Genomic DNA, 20,182 nt, shown 5'->3' on the forward strand with positions numbered 1-20,182 from the left:
CGGAAGGGGCCGTCAGGCGATGGGGTCGCCGACGGCCCCGCCGGTGGCCGCGCGGATCGCGTGGGCGAACCGCCGGGCGGCGGCCTTCACCTCGGTCAGCTCCGTGGCACCGGCGCCGGCGAGGAAGGCGACGCCGATCTGCTCGTCCAGCACCCGCACCACCGCGGCAGCGGCCGCGGCATGCACCCGCACCTCCAGATCACCGGCCGCACACCCCAGCCGATCACCGATGATCACCCGCATCTGCTGCTCGATCTGATCACAAGCCATCAGCCAAGCCGTACGCAACGCCGGTTCGGTGTCGGCCAGCCGGATCATCTTCATCGCCAGCATCTCATCCGCCAGATCGGCCGGCCGCGTCTCATACTGAAGCCGGACCAGCTCCCCCACCAAGTGGTCCTCAAGAGACCTGTCCTTCGGCCAGCTGCGCAGCACACTCATCAACGTGACGACGCCCTGCATCACGATCGGCTCGGCACACGCCTCCTTGCTCCGGAAGTGCCGCCAGATGGTACGCGTGGACAACCCCACCGCATCCGCGATCTGATCACCGCTCGTCGCAGCCACACCCTGCTTCCAGAACAGACGCGCCGCCTCCCGCGAGATCTCCAGCCGCAACCGCGAACGCCGCCGCTCACTCATCCCTCCCACAGGGCGGCTCTCCGTCGCCATGGCACTCATCAACCCTTCTCCTCTCCAAAAATGAACCGATGCGCGGCAGTGCGCGGCCGGCGGTGGTGTTACCAGCTGAGAGCGTTGTCCATCGACTGCTGCCAGTACGTGACGCTCAGGGAGTCATCGACGTAAAGGCCCTTGGCGGGCAGAGGCGGATGGGCGGCCCATGAAGTGTCCTCTCCGGCGCGGTCCTGGAAGGTGACGGCGAGAGATTTCACGGTGCGGCCGTTCGTGCCGCTGCCGTCGGTGGCCGACAGGTTCACGGCGGCGTAGCCGGACTCGCCCGGGGCGAGTCTGACGACGACCCGCGGCTTGGAGTCCTCGTTGACCGGCGGCACCGACTGGGCCTTGCCGAAGCGGGCGGCCGGGTAGCCGTAGAGGTCGCAGGGGGCGCTGCCGGTGTTGGTGACCGTGAGCAGCATGTGGTTCACCGGCCGGTTCACCGGCGCCGCGACCGTCTTGATGCCGGAACCCCCGCAGACGACGGCCTTGTTGCCACTCCCACCGGAATCCCCGATACCGGCCTTGCCCTGCCCCGCCGGCGCGTCCCCGCCATGCCCCGAACCGGCTCCGGACTTCGCGTACTTACCGGAGGTCGATCCGTCGCCGCACGCGGTCAGGGAGAGAACGGCGATCACGACGACCGCGGTGGCGGTAGGCAGGCGGGTACGGATGTCCCGGACACTGGACATGTGGGTGGTGCCCTTCTGTGGCGCAGTGGGGGGTGCTTGGATAACCGGAGTGTGTGGGGTGATCCATCCCAGCCGCTACGAAGGACCGGCAATTGGATACGCTGGGACGCCGGAACAGGCTTTGACCAGGAGCGATCCAGGGAGCCTGGAATGCGGGAATGGGACGCGGCAGGCCACGTGGGACATGGGGAGGAACGGTGTCAGGGTCGATAGGGTCCACCGGAGCGACCGGGCCCACCGAGGACGCGGAAGCGCTCGCGGAGCTGCTGCGGGGGCTCAAGGAACGCTCGGGGCTGAGCTACGGGGCGCTGGCCAAGCGGCTCGGCATGAGCACCTCGACGCTGCACCGTTACTGCAACGGCAGCGCGGTGCCGACGGACTACGCGCCGATCGAGCGGCTCGCCCGGGTGTGCCGGGCGACCCGCGAGGAGCAGGTCGAGCTGCACCGGAGGTGGATTCTGGCGGATGCGGCGCGGACACGCAGGAGGCCGAGTCCGGGCGGAGCAGAGTCGGAGGTAACGGCACCGGAGGTAACGGCGCCGGGCGGGGCGGAACCGGAGGGAATGGCGTCGGCATCCACCGGCAGCGAACACCGCGAGCCGGGCGGAAGTGACGAACCAGTCGTCAGCGGCGCCGGGCCGTCCGCCCCCGCGCGCGCCCGCCGGCGCCGCATCGCGCTCATCGCCCCCGTCGCCGCGGCCGCCGCTCTGGGAGCCGTCGCGCTCGCCGCGATTCTGCCGTCCTTCACAGGCGAGGCCGACGACCGGAGGGCCGGGGACATCACCGTGGGCACCATTGCCGGCCCGGAGGACGACACCATCCCGGCCGACACGAGCCCGGCCGCCTCGGACTCCCCTTCCCCGTCCCATCCTGCGAAGAACGGCAAACCCTCGGCGTCGAAGTCCGCCGCCCACACCGGCGGAGTCACCACCGAGCAGGCCGAAGCGGCACCGGTCAAGGTCACCACCCGGCCCTACGTCTACAAGGACCCGTGCAACCAGCACTTCCTTGTCGACAGCGAGCCCGAACAGGTCGGCCCGCCCGCCGTCGAGCAGGACGCGCCCCGCTGGGCCGCCGCGTACGGCGCGGTCCCCTCGGGGGACCAGCGCATCGCCCTCTCCGTACAGGGCACCGGGAAGGACACGGTCGTCCTGGAGGCGCTACATGTACGCATCGTCACGAAGGGCACCCCGCTCGCCTGGAACGACTACTCGATGGGCGTCGTCTGCCCCGGCGGCGGCGCCGCCGTCAAGACCGAGTCGTTCGACGTCGACCTCGACAACGGCAGCCCCGAAGTCACCCTCAAGAACGGCCAGCGCGACTTCCCGTACAAGGTCAGCGAGTCCGACCCGGAGGTCTTCTACGTCACCGCCCGCACCAAAGCGCACGACGTCCGCTGGAACCTCGCCCTGGACTGGTCCAGCGGCGACCGCCACGGCACCGTGCACATCGACAACACCGGCACCCCGTTCCGTACCAGCGCCCGCCGCCCCGGCTACACCTACCAGCCGGGCAGCAGCGAGTGGGTCAAGCGGTAACTCGTCAGGCGGCGAGCGCGAGTTCGGAGGGGAAGGCTGTGTTTTCCCGGTGAGCCTGGGACGCCCGGACATTTTTCATTTTCACCTACAACCCTTGGGTTCCCTCGCGAGTCTCCTGATCGCCAACCGCCTCGCGAAGCCGTAGCCGCCTTCCGGTGAACTCGCGGCGAACGCGGGCGGAACACACCCCATTGACCGCGGATGCCTGTCAGGCATCCCCCGCATGCCGCAGGAGAACCCCGCATGCACAAGCACCTTCGTATCGCCCTCGCGACCGCCGCCGCGGCCTCGCTGACGGGCGGTGTGCTCACGTTACCGACGACGACGGCCATGGCAGCGGACTCGACGACGGTCCCCCAGGCCGACTTCAACGGCGACGGCATCGGCGACGTCGCCTTCTCGGCCGCCGGCGCCTATGTGAGCGGCAAGGAGACCGCGGGCCAGCTCGTGGTGCTCTACGGCACGTCCACCGGTGTGTCGTCCGCCAAGCGGACCGTGCTCAGCCAGAACAGCGCCGGTGTCCCCGGCACCGCCGAGGCCAAAGACGCCTTCGGTGGCGAGACCGCCTACGGCGACTTCAACAGCGACGGTTACGACGACATCGCCGTGGCCGCGGCCGCGGAGGACGTGGGCGGCGACATCGACGGCGGCACCCTCGCCGTGCTGTGGGGCTCGGCCTCGGGCATCACCGGCACCGGTGTCACGATCGCGGACCCGGCCGCCTCGTCGCACGACTTCTGGGGCAAGAACCTGGCCGCCGGCGACTTCGACGGCGACGGGAAGGACGATCTGGCCGTCGGCAACACCTCCAGTACCGTCTACGTCTACAAGGGCGGCATCAGCACCTCCGGCACCGCCGGCGGCCGCTACACGATCAAGCCCCCGATCCAGTCCGGCGGCAGCGCCCGGGGCCCGATGAACCTCACCGCCGGTGACATCAACGGCGACAGCCGCACCGACCTCATGGTCGACGGCTTCGAGACGCAGACCGACTGGGGCTGGAACACCAACTACTACGTGCCGGGCACCGCGAGCGGCCTCAACGCCTCCTCGGCGAAGGCCCTCAAGCCAGGCGTGATCACCGCCATCGGCGACGTCAACGGTGACGGCTTCGGCGACATCGTCAGCGGCGCCTACTGGAACAACACGACCGACGACGGCACGACCATCCCGGGCTCCGCCCTTGGCGGCAAAGTCAATATCACCTACGGCTCCGCCACCGGCCCCGGCTCGACCACGGGCATCACCCAGAACACCGGCAACGTCCCCGGCGGGTCGGAGAAGAACGACATGTTCGGCTACGAGCTCGACCTGGGCGACATCAACGGCGACGACTACCAGGACATCGTCATCAGCGCCGCGGGCGAGGACCTGAACGGCATCGCCGACACCGGCGCGGTCACCGTCCTGTACGGCTCCGCGAGCGGCCTGAACACCAGCTCCGGCGCCCAGTACTTCGCACAGAGCACCGCGGGCGTGCCCGGCGACGACGAGAAGTACGACGGGTTCGGCCTCGACACCAAGCTCGACGACGTCACCGGCGACGGCAAGGCCGACCTGCTGGTCAGCTCCTGGGAAAACTCCGGCAACGGCGCGGTGACGTACCTGCCCTCCAGCGGCACGAAGATCACCACAACCGGCGCCCGCTCCGTCTCGCCGAGCTCATCGGGTGTCTCCACCACCGGCACGCCGGGGTTCGGCGCCAACTTCGCCGACTGAGCACGCCGCAACCGCGCCCCTCGTGTGGCATCTGTATGACGACATCCGCCATGGCTGTCGTACGCGCCGAATATTCTGCCGGGGTGTCTGACGAACGTTTGATTCTGAGCAGCGTGGCGCCCGGCGGCCCGATCCACGGCCTTGCCGTCGTCGATGTGGACGGGGAGCCATTGGTGGTGTGCACCGGCTTCCACAAGCTGTGGAGCTGGGCTCCGCTGCGGGACGAATGGCTGGAGCGGCCCTTGGCGTCCCCCTTCGCCGAGGGCCCGCTCGCCGCCGAGCACCCGGATGCCGTGAACGATATCGACTCGGTGGCCGCAGCCGTCTTCGACGGGCGCGTGGTGCTGGCCGCCGGGGGTGATGAGCAGGGAGCGGCCATCTGGGACCTGTCCAGCGGCGAGTTGCTGCGTGGGACGGCCGACAACGGGCCCTATATCTCGTCCATCGCCGCAGTGAAGAACGAGGGACCACCGCTGTTCGTGGCAAGCAGTGGGGTCCACTGGGACGGAGCCGAGGTGTGGGGGCCCGGCGAGGAGCCGTCGATCGAGCTGGAGGCCGGATCCGTCTGGGGTCTCGCCACCGCGCGGATCGACGGCCGCTCGCTGGTCGCCGGTGGCGGGGAAGAGGGGGTGACGGTGTGGGATGTCGCGAACGGCGAGGAGCTCGCGTCGTTCTCCGTGCACGACGGGGAAGTCACATACGCTGTCGGTTTTTCCCAGCTCGACGACCGTCCTGTCGTCGTGGCGGGCACGGACTCCGGAAAGGTGTACGTGTTCGACCTGTCCGGGAGCGAAGACGGGGACCCGATCCACGAACCGGCTGCCGGTCATGAGGGCAGGATCAACGCCTTGGACGTCGCCGTGGTCGGCGACCGGGCGGTCGCGGTGACCGGCGGCGAGGACGGGACGGTGCGGATCTGGGACCTCGTCGGCGGTCGACCAGTCGGGCCGCCGCTGACCGGCCACGATGCACGCGTTGAAGCCGTGGCGGTCACCACGATGCGGGATCGCCCGGTCGCCCTGACCGCCGGTCGGGACGGCGTCATACGTGTCTGGGACCTGACTCTCTGACAATCCCGTGGGCACGGCGGCATGGTTTCGGACCCTCGCCCGGTCGGCACCCGCACAGTCGGCTACGACCTCGAGGGTCCGCGATCAGCCCTGGGCATCCAGGCCGTTGCGATCGAGTGCCGCTCGGATCTGGCCGAGCCACTCCGTGCCCAGCCGGCGCCCGTTGGGGAATTCGTCGTCTCGATCCCAGCGCCACGTTGTGATCATCGCCAGCACCAGGATCCGGCACTCGCGCAGCAAGTCCCGATTGACACCCGGATAGTGCTCGCTGACTTCTTCGGGCGCATGGGCGAGGTCGAATTCGACGGGCCCACGGCAACACGTCTCGAAGTCTATGAACAGCAGCCCGTTCTTCGTGGTGAGCAGGTTGCCCGGGTGCGGCTCGCCGTGCAGCAGCTGCTCGGCGCCGCCGCGCTCGGCGATCACTCGTCTCAGGTTTCGTAACGTGTCGCCGAGCAGCTCCCGGTCCGCGTCGGCGAGCGCCGGAGTGAGGTCGCGGTTCGCCACGAGTTGTTGAGCCTGCTCGACTCGATCCGTGAATCGCGGCGTCGGGACATCGAGCTTGCGCATGCCGGCATGCAGCCGCTCGAGCGCATGGGCGAAGTCGGCTGGTGAGACCTCTCGAGGTGTCACGGGTTCGTAGTAGGTCCATAGCGTGACCGCGAAGCCGTCACGCTCATAGACGCGTGGCTCCACTCGAGGGTCGAGAGCAGCCACGGGGCACCCGGATGCGGCGAGCCGCTGAGCAAGGTCGACTTCGAACTGTGCGACCTGATGCGCTATTGGTGCCACCCGGGCCAGGACGTCACAAGGCAGCAGACGCAGACTGAGCTTGTTCGAGTTATGAAGAACGATCGCGTCGTCGGCTGTCAGGCCACGTGATGAGGCGATCGACATGGCCGCGGCCACCGCACGCGAGACCTCTGACGCCTGCATCGTCGCCTGGCCCCTCTCCCTTGAGCGCTGCCATGTCTCTCCAAGCGGTGCGACCTGCGCACCATACCAACCATGCACCCGGGGCGGGCTTACGGCTGCTCCGCGGCCCGGATGATGGCGGACTCGACGGCTGCCACCCGGTCGGCGAGCAGGCCGAGTGCGGCGACGGCCCGGGTGAGGGGGTCCTCCTCGGGGCCGCCGAGGGCCTGCGTGCGGACGTACGCGGCCTTCAGCTCGGCCCAGCGCTCCGCCTGGGCGGGGGTCGGCCTGCCGCGCAGCTCGGCCAGTTTCAGCAGGTTGGCCTCGGCTCCGCTGGTCAAGGTCTGGGCCTCTGCGGTGAAGTGGTCGTCGAGGACGGCGGCGAGTTCGGCCTCGTTCATGACGGGCCGGAGACGTTGGGCGATTTTGTTCATGGTGCGGTAGGAGCCCTGGAGCCGGAAGGGCGGCTCGGTGCGGGTGGTGTCGGACTGCGCCGCGGAGGCGATGTAGGCGGCGTTGACCGCGAGAACGGTCTCGCGCGCGGTGAGCAGATGGCGCAGGACGGCCACGATCTGGTCCGCCTCGGCCGGGGCGTAGGGGTGCGTGAGCTGGTCCGCGCGGGCGGTGGGGTCGTCGGCCGCGAGCCGCAGGAACACGTCGAGGTCGTGGCGGTCACGTCCGGCGAGCGGGGCCAGCACCGGGTTCGAGGTGAGCGCGTTCTCCAGAAAGCTGAGGGCGAAGACCTCCCGCTTACCGGTGAGGACGTCGCCGAGGTTCCAGACATCGGCGCGGTTGGCGAGCATGTCGGGCACGCGGAAGCGGGCGCCGGACTCGGTGTAGGGGTTGCCGGCCATGCACACGGCGAAGCGCTTGCCGCGCAGGTCGTAGGTGCGCGGCTCGCCGTCCCACACACCGTCGACACGGCGGGTGGCATCGCACAGCGGGATGAACTTCTGGAGCAGTTCCGGTGAGGTGTGCTGGATGTCGTCGAGGTACAGGAGGGTGTTGTTGCCCGCCGCGAGCGCGAAGTTGATCTTCTCGATCTCCCGCCGGGCGGTGGCGTTCGGGGCCTCGGCCGGGTCGAGCGAGGTGACGGCGTGGCCGAGCGCCGGGCCGCTGACCCTCACCAGCATCAGGCCCAGACGGTCGGCGACGTATTCCAGCAGCGTCGTCTTGCCGTAGCCGGGCGGGGAGACGAGCAGGAGCAGACCCCCGGTATCGGTGCGCTTCGTCTCGCCTGTGGTGCCGAGCTGCCGCGCGAAGCTGTCGCCGATGAGCGGCAGGTACACCTCGTCGATGAGCCGGTTGCGCACGAAGGCCGCCATGGAGCGCGGGCGGTGGTCGTCCAGGCGCAGACGGGTCCGTTCGGCGGCCACCAGGGCGGTGCGCCGGCGCTGGTAGCCGCGGAAGGCGGGGACGTCCTGGTCGGCGAAGCGCCGCGTGCGGGCGCGGAACTCGTCGATCCGGAGGAGCATGCGGCGGCCCGTGATGCGCGGGTGCGTGCCGAGCAGGCCCTCGACGGCCGTCTCCAGCACCGCGTCGGACGTGTGGCGGCTCAGCTCCGGGCACAGCTCGGCGGCCACCGCCTCCGCCAGGTCGCCGGCAGTGATCTCCGTGCCGGTGGCGGAGGCGTACGCCGACAGCCAGGCCGCGGCCAGTTGGCGGCGCGCGGCCAGGTCGTCGAGGGCGGCGAGGTCCTCGGCGTAGCCCGGGTCGCCCACCGTTCGGTGGAACTTGTCCAGCAGGGTGCGGGTGGCGGCGCTGATGGTGAAGCCGTCGGGGCCGGTCGTCAGCTCTTCGAAGAGGTACCCGGCGGACGCCGTGGGATCCGCGTCGGGGGACCAGGCGCCGATGGCCCGCGCCAGCTCCTCCTCCAGTTCGGCGATCGCGGGCGTCAGGCCGAACGTGTCCCGGGCCCGGGCCAGGGAGCTCGCCCGGCGGGCCCATGTGGTCCGTGCCCCGGCCGTCGTGCCGTGTGCCCAGAACAGCTGGGCCGCGGCCCGGGCGGCGGGCTCGTGCCGCAGCGGGCCCGCCTGCTCGTTCAGGGGAAGGAGAGCGGTGAGGATCGCGGTCGCGTCGTGGTCGTGGATGCCGCGCTCGTAGCCCTCGTCGTACGCCTCCTCCGCCGCCGTGCGTACCAGCGTGGGGAGGTCGGCCGCCGCGAGGGCGGCCGGCCCGTGCCGGCGCAGCAGTCGGGCGGCGAGGTGTTCGGCGCGGTAGACCCCGGGCGACTCGGACGGCAGGTGCCGGTCCCAGTACGGGCGGCCGGCGGCGAAGTCGGGGTCGGAGACGGGTGAGCGGTAGTCGGTGCCGGTGAGGGCGAAGGCGAGGCCGTCGCCGTGCGGGACCAGGGTGAGGCCTGGGGGCTGGGTGGTGACGGCGAAGCGGTGGGCGCCCAGGCGGAGGGTGCGGCCGCCGTCGGCGAACAGGTCGGCGCGGTCGCGCAGCGCACGGACGGCCTCCTGACGCGCGGCCCGCAGCCGGCCGTCCAGCTCCTCCGCCCGTACCGGGTCGCCGAGTTCCCGCAGTTGGTCGGCCGTGCGGCGGACCTTCGCGACCATCGGGTCCGAGGTGAAGTACGTGCTGACCGCGTCGGCGTCCCCGAGCGTGGCCGCACGGCGGGTGATCGTCTCCAGGATGCGGTCGGCGGATGCCGCGAGCTGTTCGGCGCGGCGCGCGCGGGCGTCCAGGAGGGTCTGCTCGCGGGCGGAGAACGCCTCGTAGATCTCGGTGCGCTGGTCCGCGAGTTCGCCGAGGAAGTCGTCGAACTCCGCGAAGCGGGACTCCAGGTTCTCCAGCTGTGCCAGCACGGAGGCCAGGTGCGCCTCGCACTCCTCCGGAGTACGGGTGGCGGTGAGCGCACCGGCGACCGTCTGGCCGAGCAGCGTGAACTCGGCCGCGAACTCGGCGCGCCCCTCGCTGTCGCGCAGGGCCCGGCGCCGGGCGTCGAGAACGGCGCGGACTCGGTTGACGCCGCCGAACACCTCGGCGGTGCGCTCCAGCACGTACGTCCGTACGGTGGCGTCGCCGGTGTCGAGGCCGGCGACGACCTCGGTGACCGTGCGCAGCGCGTCGGCGAGAGCGTCGAGCCGGGCCGCGACGGGCGCGGCCTCCGCCACACTGCGGATCGACTCGGCGTCGGCTGCCAGCTGTTCGACGTTCCGGTGGTGCCCGGCGAAGGCGTCCTCGCGGGCCAGAAAAGCGAGGGCGCGCTGCCCGAAGGACGCGAGGTCCGCCTCGGCCTCGGCGGCGAGTTCGTCGATGCGGGCGGTGTCCGCGTACCGCATGTCCTTCAGGGTCAGCAGGTGGCCCTGGGCGTGGCGGAGTTCCGTCAGCCCGCTCACCCAGGCGGTGGCCTCGCGAGGAGCCCCGCCGCGCAGCCGCCGCACCACCGTCGCGAGACGGCCGGCGGTCTGGTCGAGCGCCTCGGACGCCTGCCGGGTCAGCGTCGATACGGTCTCGAACTCGGTGAGCACCTGCTCGGCCGTGTCCCGGACCGCGTCCAGGGGGGTGCGCAGGTCGCCGAGTTCGGCCTCGCCCAGCCAGTGATGGGCGTCGGCCGCCCGGACGCAGGCCGCGGCGAGCGCCTCGTACACCTCACTCGTCGGGGTGGTCTCGGCGACCGCGCGGGTGAGGGACAGGCAGGTGGAGATGGCGCGTACGAGGTCGGAGTTGCCGATGCGGGCCAGCGGGCCCTCGCCCAGGGGCTGGGCGGCGGCGTAGGTGTCGGAGGCGTAGGGGGAGGTCCACACCTGAAGGGGGTGTACGCGGGCCGGCTCGGCACCGTCCGCCCGCAGCACCAGCAGGGTGCCGTCGTCGAACAGGGCCCAGCCGTGGCAGGACAGCGGGGCGGCGGCCTCCTTGCGGATGGTGTTGTACGACAGCAGCAGGCTGCGGCCCTCGGCACGCGCGTGGAACGCGTACAGCGTGTCCTCGCCGTACGGCGAACGCACCTCGCCCTCGAACTCGAGGTCCGATGTGTCGAGGTCGAAGGTCTTGTGCTCGCCCGTGGCCAGGCAGTAGCCGCCGGGGAAGACGATGCCCTGATCGTCGGGCAGCCGGCGGCATGCCTGCCCGATGCCGTCGAGGCGGATGACCGTCCTGGTGAGGGTGTTGAAGACCAGGTACCGGTGGGTGTCCTCCTTGTAGGGGCGGATCTTCAGCAGGATCAGCGCCCCGACGCGCGCGTGGGCGATGTCGGCGTCGGCGAGGGACTGGAGCGGCTCGTCCACCGGCTCGCCGAAGAGCTCCTCCCCCGCCCCCGTCCGGACAGCGAGTGCGCCGCCGACGGTGGAGACCAGGATCTCGCCCCGCACCCGGACCGTGGGGTGGCTGCCCAGTACGTGGTCCTCGCGGGTGGCCTCGGTCCACGCGAAGCCGTGGGAGGGCGGGAGCACGTCGTCGTGCTCGCCGCGGGGGTCGAGGAACGACGGCCGCCCGTCGTCGGAGACGGCCCAGCGCAGCACCTTGGTGTCCTCGGCCTTGTCGCCCGTCTGGAACACGGCCAGCAGCCTGTCCCCGAGTCGGCGGAGCCTGAGGAGGCGGGCCTGCCGGTAGTAGCGGTACAGAGCCTCGAACTCCCGCACGAAGGCCGGGTCGTCGAGCAGGCCGGGCACCGCATCCTCGGGCAGCCGGGTCCGGTCCCGGTCGTACAGGGCGAAGACGTCGCCCACGGCCGTCTCCGCGTGCGGACCGGAGGCGTCGTTGTAGCCGAAGAGCAGTCGGCCGCCGACGGACACGATGTCGCGGGGCACGCTCCCGCGCTCGGTGCGCAGCCGCTCGGTTCCGGTCAGTTCGAGCCGGGTGGCGCCGAACTCCGCGATGCGGCGGGCGTTCAGTGCCTCGGCCCGGCGGGCGAGCTCGGCGGCCTGTCCGGCGAGCCGGTCGCGCAGCACCTCGTACGTGCCGACGTCGACGGCGTCGTACGTCTCCGTGTCCAGGCCGGTTGCCATGGATCGCGTTCCCTTTCGCAGAGGCGGTGCGGGAGCTGCCGTCCCCTGTTCGGCAGCTCCCTTGACCGCTCGTCATCAGGTCCTGACGGCGCCGTTCAGGGCGGTCAGCGGCAGGTCGGCGAGTCCCAGCTCATCGGCCCGGTCCAGGAGCTGCCGCACCTGGCCCGTGTTCGGGCCGCCCGCCTTCACGAGCTTCATCAGCAGCGCGGAGACCGTCAGGTTCCGTACGTCCGCCGTCGAGACCGAGCCGAGGATCCGGCTCAGGTCGTCGGTCAGGCTCGCCGTGCCGTCCAGCCAGGGCTTCGCCAGCGCCTGGGCGGTCTGCGAGTGCTCGAGGAAGCCGTCGACGCCCTTGCCCAGCGAGATCGCCCCGACCAGCCGGTCGAAGAAGACGGACTCCCCGCCGACGATGTCGATGTCGGCGTTCTCCAGCCCCGTCGCGAGGACCGTGGCCTGCGCCTCGGCGATCTGCCGCTGCACCTCGAGACCGGCGAGCCGGATGTCCTTCTCGGCCTCCAGCCGCAGCCGGTACTCCTCGTGGCCGCGGGACGCCTCGTCGAGGGCGGCCATCGCGGCCGCTTTCTCGGTGAGGCCGGCGGCCTCCGCCTTGAGCTTCTCGCCGATGGCCGCCGCCTCCGCGAGCGCCTTCGCCTTGGCGCCCTCCGCCTCGGCGCGCATCCGCGCCCCGGTCGCCTCGGCCTCCGCACGGCCGGCCTTCTCGACGACCTCGGCCTCCTTGTCGCGGACCTGCACGGCCGCCAGGCCCTCGGCCGCGGCCTCGGCCTGGATTCCCTCGGCGACCCGCAGCTTGGCCTGGGCTTCGAGGTCGGACCTCTTCAACCGGGCCTCGGCCAGGGTGAGTTCCTCGGCGGCGCGGTGGACGGCGGCCTGCTCGGCCGCCTCGGCGGCCTTGATGTCCTTGACCAGCCTCTCCTGCGCCTCCGCCTCGGCCGCGATGATCACGGCTTGGCGGTCGCGCTCCGCCTGCTCCACGGCCCGCAGCTTCTTGATGGACTCCTCCTGCTCGGCCACCGTACGGTCCACGGCGACCCGCTCACGGATGACCTCGGCGATGTCCCGCTTGTTCGCCTCGACCTCCTTCTCGGCGGAGATCCGCGTCAGTTCGGTCTCCCGCTCCCGGGCGATGACCTCCAGCAGACGGTCCTTCTCGATGCGCTCGCTCTCGACCGCGATGACCCGCTCGCGGTTCTTCGCGGCGACGGCGACCTCGCGGGCCTGGTTCTCCCGCTGGATCCCCAGCTGTTCCTCCGTGCGGAGGAACGCGCTCTGCGCCCGCAGCCGCTCCTCCTCCACCACCCGCGCCGTCTCGGCCTCCTCCCGGGCCCGTACGGTCTCGATCTCCCGCCGCTGCTTGATCTCGGCGTCGGCCTGGCGGCGCTCCAGCTCCAGGATCGCCTCGCGGGCGTCGACGTTCTGCCGGGTGATCTCCTTCTGCTCGTTGCGCTGGGCCTCGTTGGTACGCACATGCTCGACGGCCGTCAACTCGGTGATCTTGCGAATGCCCTGGGCGTCGAGGACGTTGGCCGGATCGAGCTGGGTGAGCGGCGTCTGCTCCAGGTAGTCGATCGCCGCGTCCTCGAGGTGGTAGCCGTTGAGGTCGACACCGATGACCTCGATGATCCGGTACCGCAGCTCATCGCGCTTGGTGTACAGGTCGGTGAAGTCCAGCTGCTTGCCGACGGTCTTCAGCGCCTCGGAGAACTTCGCGTGGAACAGCTCCTGCAAGGTGTCCCGGTCGCTGGCCCGCGCGGTTCCGACGGCCTGGGCGACCTTGATGACGTCCTCCACGGTCTTGTTGACCTTGACGAAGAACGAGATCCGGATGTCCGCACGGATGTTGTCCTTACAGATCAGCCCCTCCTTACCGGCCCGAGTGATCTCGATCGTCTTCACCGAGATGTCCATCACCTCGGCCTTGTGGAGCACGGGCAGCACGACCTGGCCGGTAAAGGTCACGTCGACCTTGCGCATCTTGGAAACGATCAGCGCCTTGCCCTGCTCCACCTTGCGGAACAGCCGGGAGACGAAGAGCAGTACGACGACAACGAGAATCAGGCAGACGGCGGCGAGCACGCCGATGACATCCATGGCATACGTCCTTGAGGCATAAGGCAGTCGAAGGGGAAAGCGGGGCCGGTCCCGGGCGGAGTCGGGCCGCCGTTCAGGCGGCGCGCACGTGCGCCGCCACGCGGGCGGGCCCGGGTTCGTCGGGCGAGAGACGATGCCGCGGCCGGACGAAGAGTGAGGACGTCCGCCGGGCGAGCCCGGTCGGCGGGGAAGGCCGATCCGCCACGAGCATCAGCATCGTCCGGCCCCCTTCCCGCACCCAGCACCTGTGGATGGCGCGCGGCCTCCGTGGGGCACTCGTCGGCGCACCTGCCGGTGTCCGGCACCGGAACCATTCGCGGCGCTCCCCGGCCGCCATGGTGCACCACCGGGGCCGGCCCGCGCATTGCCGGTTCCCGGCAGTGTTCACCAGGGTCTGCATGCCGGTGAACTGCTAAGAAGCCATCACCGGCGCATCAGGATCGCGGAACCGCACGCTCGTCACCCGCCGATGGGATGACACGCGGAGCGCTCAGCGCACCGTCAGGCGCCGCAGGCGTGACACCGCCGTGTGCGCCGACCTGTCGACCTCGAGGCTGACGTAACGGGCCGTCTCGGAAGCGGTCAGCCGGCGCACGGGGCCCCGGCCGGTGAGGGTTCCGGCGTCCCGGTAGGTGATCCCGTCCATGCTGAAGCCGACCTTCGCGCCCGGCACCGCGGCCGCCGTCCACTCGGTTTCCACCAAGCGGACCGGACTGGCCGCGCCGAGGTCCACGACCATGCGGCCGCGCGTGCCCGGATTCCACGCCGTGAGGGCGTCGCCGTCCACCGCCGCCGCGGGGTCGGACATGCCCTCCGGCAGCGGGCTCGTGGGGAAGACGGTCCTGCCGAGGGCCAGGTCGTCGTGCGGGTGGGCGGCCGCGCCGTCCAGGACGACGGTGATCGTCCGGCCCGCTCTGACGACGGCGACCCTGCTGCGTCCCTGGGCCCGGACGCGCACGGTGCACGAGGCCCCGGACAGGCGCACGGTCGCACCGTCGACGACCTGGACCCGCAGGCCCGACGGCAGCCGTCGGCTCGTGAGGGGGGTGAGCGTGAAGCGCGGGGCCAGCACGACCGCCGTGGCGGCGGGCAGCACGGCCTCGAAGGACGTGCCGCCGGCGGTCAGCCATTGCGTGCCCTCGAAGACCATCGTGTCCGCGCCGGTGCGCGGGATGGTGATCCGCGTCCTGACGGACTCGCCGGAGAAGTTGAACAGGGTCAGGTGCCCGTCCGTCAGCGTCGTGCGTACCTCGGTGGCCTCCGCCGTGGGTGCGGTCCCCCGGGCGGTCGCACGCAGCTTCTCGGCCGAGGTGCCGGGGAAGCCCTCGACGAGGAGAGGTGCCGCCGGGCCGTCGCCGAGGACGATCTTGTCGTCGTAGACGCCGATCGGGTTCCGGCCGTCACGCACCACGAGCCCGGCGCGTCCCTCGACGTCGAGCCAGCCGCCGCGGCTGCTCACCGCCGGCCTCGGCCCGGTCACCAGATCGGTCCAGTCCCGGCCGTCCGTCGAACCCTGAATGCGGTAGGCGCGGCCGGCCGCCGATTCCCAGCGCAGGGTGACCCGGTCGACCCGGCGCTCGGCGCCCAGGTCGACGGCCAGCCAGCTGTCGGCGCGCGGACGGTCGGCCCTCGACACCGCCCAGCGGGTGGCCGCGTCGCCGTCGACCGCGAGCGGCGCGCCCTTCCCGGCGTCGGCCGACGAGGCGGTGGCGGACCCGCCGCGCGCGAGGTCCGCCCCCTGGGCACCGTCGCGCACCTCGAAGGCGTACAGGGAGTACCCGTAGGCCGGGTCGGGCCGCACGCCGAGCATGCGGACGTGGCGCACCGTCGTGGAGGTGAAGCCGAGGTCGTCGACCCGTCCGGCGGGTGTGTCGGTGGAGGTGTCGCGGGCGCGGACGGTCGCCTCGCCCTCTTCGAAGCGGTAGGTGCGCGTGCCGTCGAGCCCCGGCATGCCGGGCATCGTCAGGTTGTGCACGTCGAGGTGGCCCTCCGCGTCGGCGGTGCCGCTGCTCGCGTAGACGACGGCGCCTGTCGGGAGCGTCGCGAACCCGGCCCAGCCGCCGTCGAGGCGCAGGAGCGTCGCGCTGCCGTCGAAGCCGTCGCGCAGGGACTCGTACACGCGCACGGTACGGCCCTGGACCTTCGCGGCGGTGGCGGGCAGGAACATCGGGGTCGCGCCGCTGAGCCGGAACAGCCAGTCGTCGTGGGCCGGTTGCCAGGCGAACTTCACGAACCCGGGCTTCGTCACGGCACCGGCCCACGCGGCCCGCGACTGGTGCGACACCAGTCCGGGGCCGGGCCCGAAGTCCGTGACACCGGAGGCCCGCGCGAACAGTTCCTCGCGCGACAGCGCCTCGACGGGCCGCCCGGACGCCGCCGCCCAGACGTGCAGCAGGTAGCTGATCGCGATCTCGGCGCGCGCCTCCGGCTCGTACTTCGGCTCCCCCGAGAACTTCGCCATCCGGTGCTCGGGCGGGTACTGCTGGTACGCCTCCAGCCGCGACGCCAGTTCCTGCTCCGCGCGTGCCGCGGCCCGGTCGCGCATCACCTGGGAGAGGAAGGCGAGCGGGATGACGTCCCTGCCGTAGAGGTGCTCGCGGTCGTTGACCATCGGCATCAGCGGTTCGCCCGCGTCGCTCATGACGCCCAGCAGCGTGTGCCACAGCGGCTGGGCGTTCGGCTGCCGTGCGAGAACCTGCGGGAGAGGGCGTCCGGCGGCCAGGAAGTGCGCGGCGTTGCGGCCGGAGGTGCGCCACAGCTCCTCTTGGTAGTGCGGGCCGAAGGAGCCGTGGTTCTCGACGATGAAGGTGTCGTACAGGTTGCGGGCGGTGTTCTCGGAGACGGCGACGCCGTCCACGCGGGCGGGGTTGGCGAGATCGGCGGGCGGCAGCCCCGCCTCGTTGCGCGACCAGATGCCGTACCACGTGGCCCAGTCGGCAGCGCGGCGGTCGTCGTGGGCCCATGCGAGCGCCGGCGCGAGGGTCTGCGCGTACAGGCCCATCTCTTCCAGCTTGGTGTCGCCGACGTGTCCGCCGCTCAGGCCGTTCGGCGTCCAGCCGCCCGAGGCGGGGTCGTCGCCGCTGCCCAACGACACGGTGTAGGCGGCCTGTTCGCGGACGATGGTCTCGACGTTCTGCCGCGTCGCGGTGTCGAGGTCCTTCCACAGCAGCCGGGCGGCGAGGACGAAGTACGACTGGAAGGTGGTGTCGAAGAACAGCGTGCGACCCCACTCGTTGCCGCCGGTGAGCCGGTTCGACGCGGCGAAGTGACGGATAGTGGCGAGCGTGCGCCGCGCGAGGGTCTCCCGGTCGGTGCCCGCGCGCGCCGCGTCGTAGGTGCCGTGGGTGAGCAGGACCGCGTTGCCGAGGACCACGGCGAACCCGAAGTCCTTGGCCCGGTAGTGGCCCTGGGCCTCGTCCCACTGAGTCTCGGACCACCGGGTGTGATCCAGGAGCACCCGCAGGTAGGTGGCCGCGACGGCGTCGGGCGGTGTGTCCGCGCGGCCGTGCGCCGCGTGGGCGCTCGCGGCTCCGGTGAGCGGGGGCAGGGCGGCCAGCGCGCCCGTGAGACCGGCGAGGTGCAGGAAGCGGCGGCGGTCGAGGGGCTGGGATGGGTGCGACACGGAGCGATACCTCACAGACTGGACAACGTTGTCAGAGGAGGGGTGCCGCACATTCTTCGACGGTCCCGGTCTGCGCGTCAACGGGTGTGACGTCAGCTGCCGTAACAACAAAAGGGGGAGTCGGCGTAGGACCCAGGCCAAGCGAGCCCTCCGTACCGAGCCCGCGGCGTCGATCCGCACAGCCGACCGACTGATCCGTCGATCGTGAGTTCTTCCGCTCTGGCGCCCGGTCCGGCGCGATGCTCGGAGGGCGGTGCGTGACCGGTGCCGCCCGGCTGTGTGGTGGGTGGGGGGAAACATGACGCGAGAAGTGGGACGGCGCGACGGCTTGGATGAGCAGGTGGTGCTGCTCGTGGCTGGGCTGGCCGATCTCGCGGTGGGCACCCTGGGTTCGGCCCTGGGGGCGGTGCGGGGGCTGCTGCGCCGCTCGGACACTGCGGAACTCGCGGTGGACGCTGAGCACGAGCTGATGGCTCGAGGGCGTCTGGTGCTGGACCGGTACGCGGCCGTGCCCCCGGCCCACCTGGAGGTCCTCGCCCGGCACGCCCGGGCCCGAAGGGCTGCCGATGAGGTCTGACCGGTGGGAGCCGGCCGCGTTCAAGACCCGCGTCGACGACGTGGTGCGCCGGTTCGTCGCCCAGGAGGCTGACCAGTTCGCGGCGGTCGATCCGCTCCTCACCCCGGTGGCCGCGCAGGTGGAGGCGGCGGCCGCGGACGGCAAACGGCTGCGGGCCGCGTTCTGCTACTGGGGGTGGCGCGCGGTGGGGCAGCCGGACAGCGACGCGCTGGTGCGGGCGGCGGCGTCGATGGAGCTGGTGCACGCTGCCGCCGTCGTGCACGACGACCTCATCGACGACAGCCCGCTACGGCACGGGCGCCCTACCGCGCACGTCGCCCTGCGCGGTGCGGTGCGCCGTCGCCCGCGCGCCGACGCCGCCGCGAGGTCACTGGCGATGCTGGTGGGGGACCTGCTGATGGCGCTGGCCGGGCAGTTGTTCGCCGGCAGCGGTCTGCCCGTCGCCTATCTCGCCCGCGCGCGTCCGCTGTGGTCGGTGATGGCCCGGGAGCTGATCGCCGGCGAGTGCCTGGAGATCCTGCGCACCGGGACCGGTCCGGACACCACCGCGTCGCTGAAGGTGATCCGTTACAAGACCGCCAAGTACACCGTGGAGCAGCCCCTGTTGATCGGTGGCGCCCTGGCCGGGGCCGGCGCGCGGCTGCGCGAGGGCTACTCCGCGTACGGACTGCCCCTGGGCGAGGCGTTCCAGCTGCGCGACGACCTGCTTGGCCTGTTCGGAGACCCGGAACGCACCGGCAAGGCCAACGCCGACGACGTGCGAGGCCACAGGCCCACGGCCCTGCTGGCAGAGACCTGGCGCCTGGCTGGCGACGACGACCGCGAGCGGCTGCGCGCCCTGCTGGGCCGGCGCCGCCCGGACGCGGATGCTCTGGACGCGGTCCGCGAGGTGATGCACCGGCTGACGGCACCCGACCGCATCGAGGACATGATCAGCGCACGGGTCGAGGAGGCACTTGGCGCTCTCCACGAACTGGATGTACCCCCGCACGCAGCCGCCGCCCTGAACGCGCTGGCGCAGTCGGCGGCGGACCGCCTGTCCTGAACCTTTGCCCCCAGGTGGCACGGCCCGTGCCATCCCCGCCCGCCGACCTCTCCCGCCGCCCGTGGACGATCCCGTGGAAGACAAGGAGCCCCGCCATGACCTGCACCGAGGCATCGATGGACGCCCTGCGGCAGGCCGGTGACGAACTCGCCGACGCCACCGTCGCCGCCCTCTTCGAACGCGGCCAGGTGGGCACGTTCAACACCCTGATGCGCTACGTCTCCACCGCCGGCGCTCCCCTGCCGGACGGTCTGCCCGACGTCGCGCACGAGTACCTCGAAGCCACCCGCCTACCGCCGAGCTGGGTCGACTGGGGCGAGATGGAAAAGGCCCGGCTGTTCTTCATCGACAACAACGTGCACATCTCCACCGCGCTGTCCTTCGCCTCCATGCCCGCCTGCTACGTCGTCCCGCATCTGGCGAGGCTGCTGTCGGCCGCCCACGGGCTGAAGTACCCCTCCAAACGCATGGCGGAGACCGGCCAGTTCACCGTCTACCTGATGCAGCCGGACGCCTTCGAAGCCGGCGGCCGCTTCATCCCCGCTGCCCAGAAGGTCCGCCTTCTGCACGCCTCCATCCGCCACCACCTCAAGCGCGAGAACCGGTGGGACACCCCCGCCCTGGGGACGCCCATCTGCCAGGAGGACATGCTCGGCGGGCAGATGTTCTTCTCCCTGCTCGTCCTGGACAGCCTGCACCGCCTCGGCATCCATATGTCACAGGAAGGCGCGGAGGCCTACTACTACGCCTGGCGCGTGGTCGGCGCCATGCTCGGCGTCGACCAGGACGCCGTCCCCAAAACCCTGGAGGAGGCCCGCCGGTTCCTCGACCTGTACATGATCCGGCACATGGGGCCCTCCGAGGAGGGCGCGCATCTGACCCGGCAGCTCATCGACCTCTACGAGGAGGTCGTGCCCGGCACCCTTTTCGACCCGATCGTCTCCGCCCTCATCCGCTACCTCATCGGCGACACCTGCGCCGACTGGCTTCACGTCCCGCACACCCCATGGGACACCGTCGTCAAGGCCGTACCCCACCTCCTCGGCATCCTGGAGACCATCGAGGACCGCTCCCCGCTCGGCGCGTGGGCCCTTGACCGCCTCGGCCACCTCACCACCGTCTTCGAACTGTCCTCCCTCACCCGGGGCCGCGTCATGCACTACGCCATCCCCGAACAGCTCAAAAAGTACTACGACGTCCCGAGCACGGTGCCCCGCACCCGCCGATGGACCCCACCGACCACCACGGTCTCTTGATCACCCAGCGCT

12 protein-coding genes are annotated in these 20,182 nt (G+C 71.3%); 6 read left to right on the forward strand and 6 right to left on the reverse strand.

Translation table 11 applies throughout. The features are described from left to right. Nucleotides 1–12 precede the first annotated feature (12 nt). On the reverse strand, nt 13–618 hold the full coding sequence (locus ACZ4WQ_RS42635) for a TetR/AcrR family transcriptional regulator (RefSeq protein WP_361181839.1): 606 nt from the start codon (nt 616–618) through the stop codon (nt 13–15). A gap of 122 nt (nt 619–740) precedes the next feature. Beyond that, entirely contained in the window at nt 741–1,367 is a 627-nt protein-coding gene (locus tag ACZ4WQ_RS42640) for a DUF4232 domain-containing protein (protein WP_311721696.1), read from the reverse strand. Between the two features lie 197 nt (nt 1,368–1,564). Here ACZ4WQ_RS42640 and ACZ4WQ_RS42645 point away from each other — a divergent pair, with 197 nt between their 5' ends. From ACZ4WQ_RS42645 to ACZ4WQ_RS42655, 3 genes are all read left to right on the forward strand, one after another. After that, nucleotides 1,565–2,905 carry a helix-turn-helix domain-containing protein gene (locus tag ACZ4WQ_RS42645; protein ID WP_468022823.1) on the forward strand — a complete coding sequence of 447 codons (1,341 nt, stop codon included), beginning with the start codon at nt 1,565–1,567 and terminating at the stop codon, nt 2,903–2,905. A gap of 243 nt (nt 2,906–3,148) precedes the next feature. Continuing rightward, complete coding sequence (locus tag ACZ4WQ_RS42650; RefSeq protein WP_468022824.1) at nt 3,149–4,624, forward strand: integrin alpha; 1,476 nt, start codon at nt 3,149–3,151, stop codon at nt 4,622–4,624. Nucleotides 4,625–4,707: 83 nt separating this feature from the next. After that, a complete protein-coding gene (locus ACZ4WQ_RS42655; protein WP_468022825.1) occupies nt 4,708–5,694 on the forward strand; it encodes a WD40 repeat domain-containing protein in 987 nt (328 codons plus the stop codon). A gap of 84 nt (nt 5,695–5,778) precedes the next feature. Here the strand turns inward: ACZ4WQ_RS42655 and ACZ4WQ_RS42660 are convergent, their stop codons facing one another. The 4 genes from ACZ4WQ_RS42660 to ACZ4WQ_RS42675 all read right to left on the reverse strand — a co-directional run bounded on the left by ACZ4WQ_RS42660 (nt 5,779) and on the right by ACZ4WQ_RS42675 (nt 17,292). Then, on the reverse strand, nt 5,779–6,630 hold the full coding sequence (locus ACZ4WQ_RS42660; protein WP_468022826.1) for a phosphotransferase enzyme family protein: 852 nt from the start codon (nt 6,628–6,630) through the stop codon (nt 5,779–5,781). 89 nt (nt 6,631–6,719) lie between these two features. After that, nucleotides 6,720–11,561, reverse strand: coding sequence for a DNA repair ATPase (locus tag ACZ4WQ_RS42665; protein WP_468022827.1), 4,842 nt, complete (start codon nt 11,559–11,561; stop codon nt 6,720–6,722). 75 nt (nt 11,562–11,636) lie between these two features. Further along, entirely contained in the window at nt 11,637–13,670 is a 2,034-nt protein-coding gene (locus tag ACZ4WQ_RS42670) for a flotillin family protein (protein ID WP_398372823.1), read from the reverse strand. 490 nt (nt 13,671–14,160) lie between these two features. Then, on the reverse strand, nt 14,161–17,292 hold the full coding sequence (locus tag ACZ4WQ_RS42675) for a discoidin domain-containing protein (RefSeq protein WP_468022828.1): 3,132 nt from the start codon (nt 17,290–17,292) through the stop codon (nt 14,161–14,163). Between the two features lie 298 nt (nt 17,293–17,590). Between ACZ4WQ_RS42675 and ACZ4WQ_RS42680 the strand changes: the two genes are divergently transcribed. From ACZ4WQ_RS42680 to ACZ4WQ_RS42690, 3 genes are all read left to right on the forward strand, one after another. After that, entirely contained in the window at nt 17,591–17,869 is a 279-nt protein-coding gene (locus ACZ4WQ_RS42680; RefSeq protein WP_398372819.1) for a polyprenyl synthetase, read from the forward strand. Next, a complete protein-coding gene (locus tag ACZ4WQ_RS42685; RefSeq protein WP_468022829.1) occupies nt 17,859–18,914 on the forward strand; it encodes a polyprenyl synthetase family protein in 1,056 nt (351 codons plus the stop codon). Before ACZ4WQ_RS42680 ends, ACZ4WQ_RS42685 begins: the two co-directional genes overlap by 11 nt. 95 nt (nt 18,915–19,009) lie before the next feature. Then, a complete protein-coding gene (locus ACZ4WQ_RS42690) occupies nt 19,010–20,170 on the forward strand; it encodes an oxygenase MpaB family protein (RefSeq protein WP_468022830.1) in 1,161 nt (386 codons plus the stop codon). The last annotated feature ends 12 nt before the right edge of the window (nt 20,171–20,182 follow it).

The sequence above is a fragment of the Streptomyces sp. NPDC028305 genome (assembly GCF_055569495.1).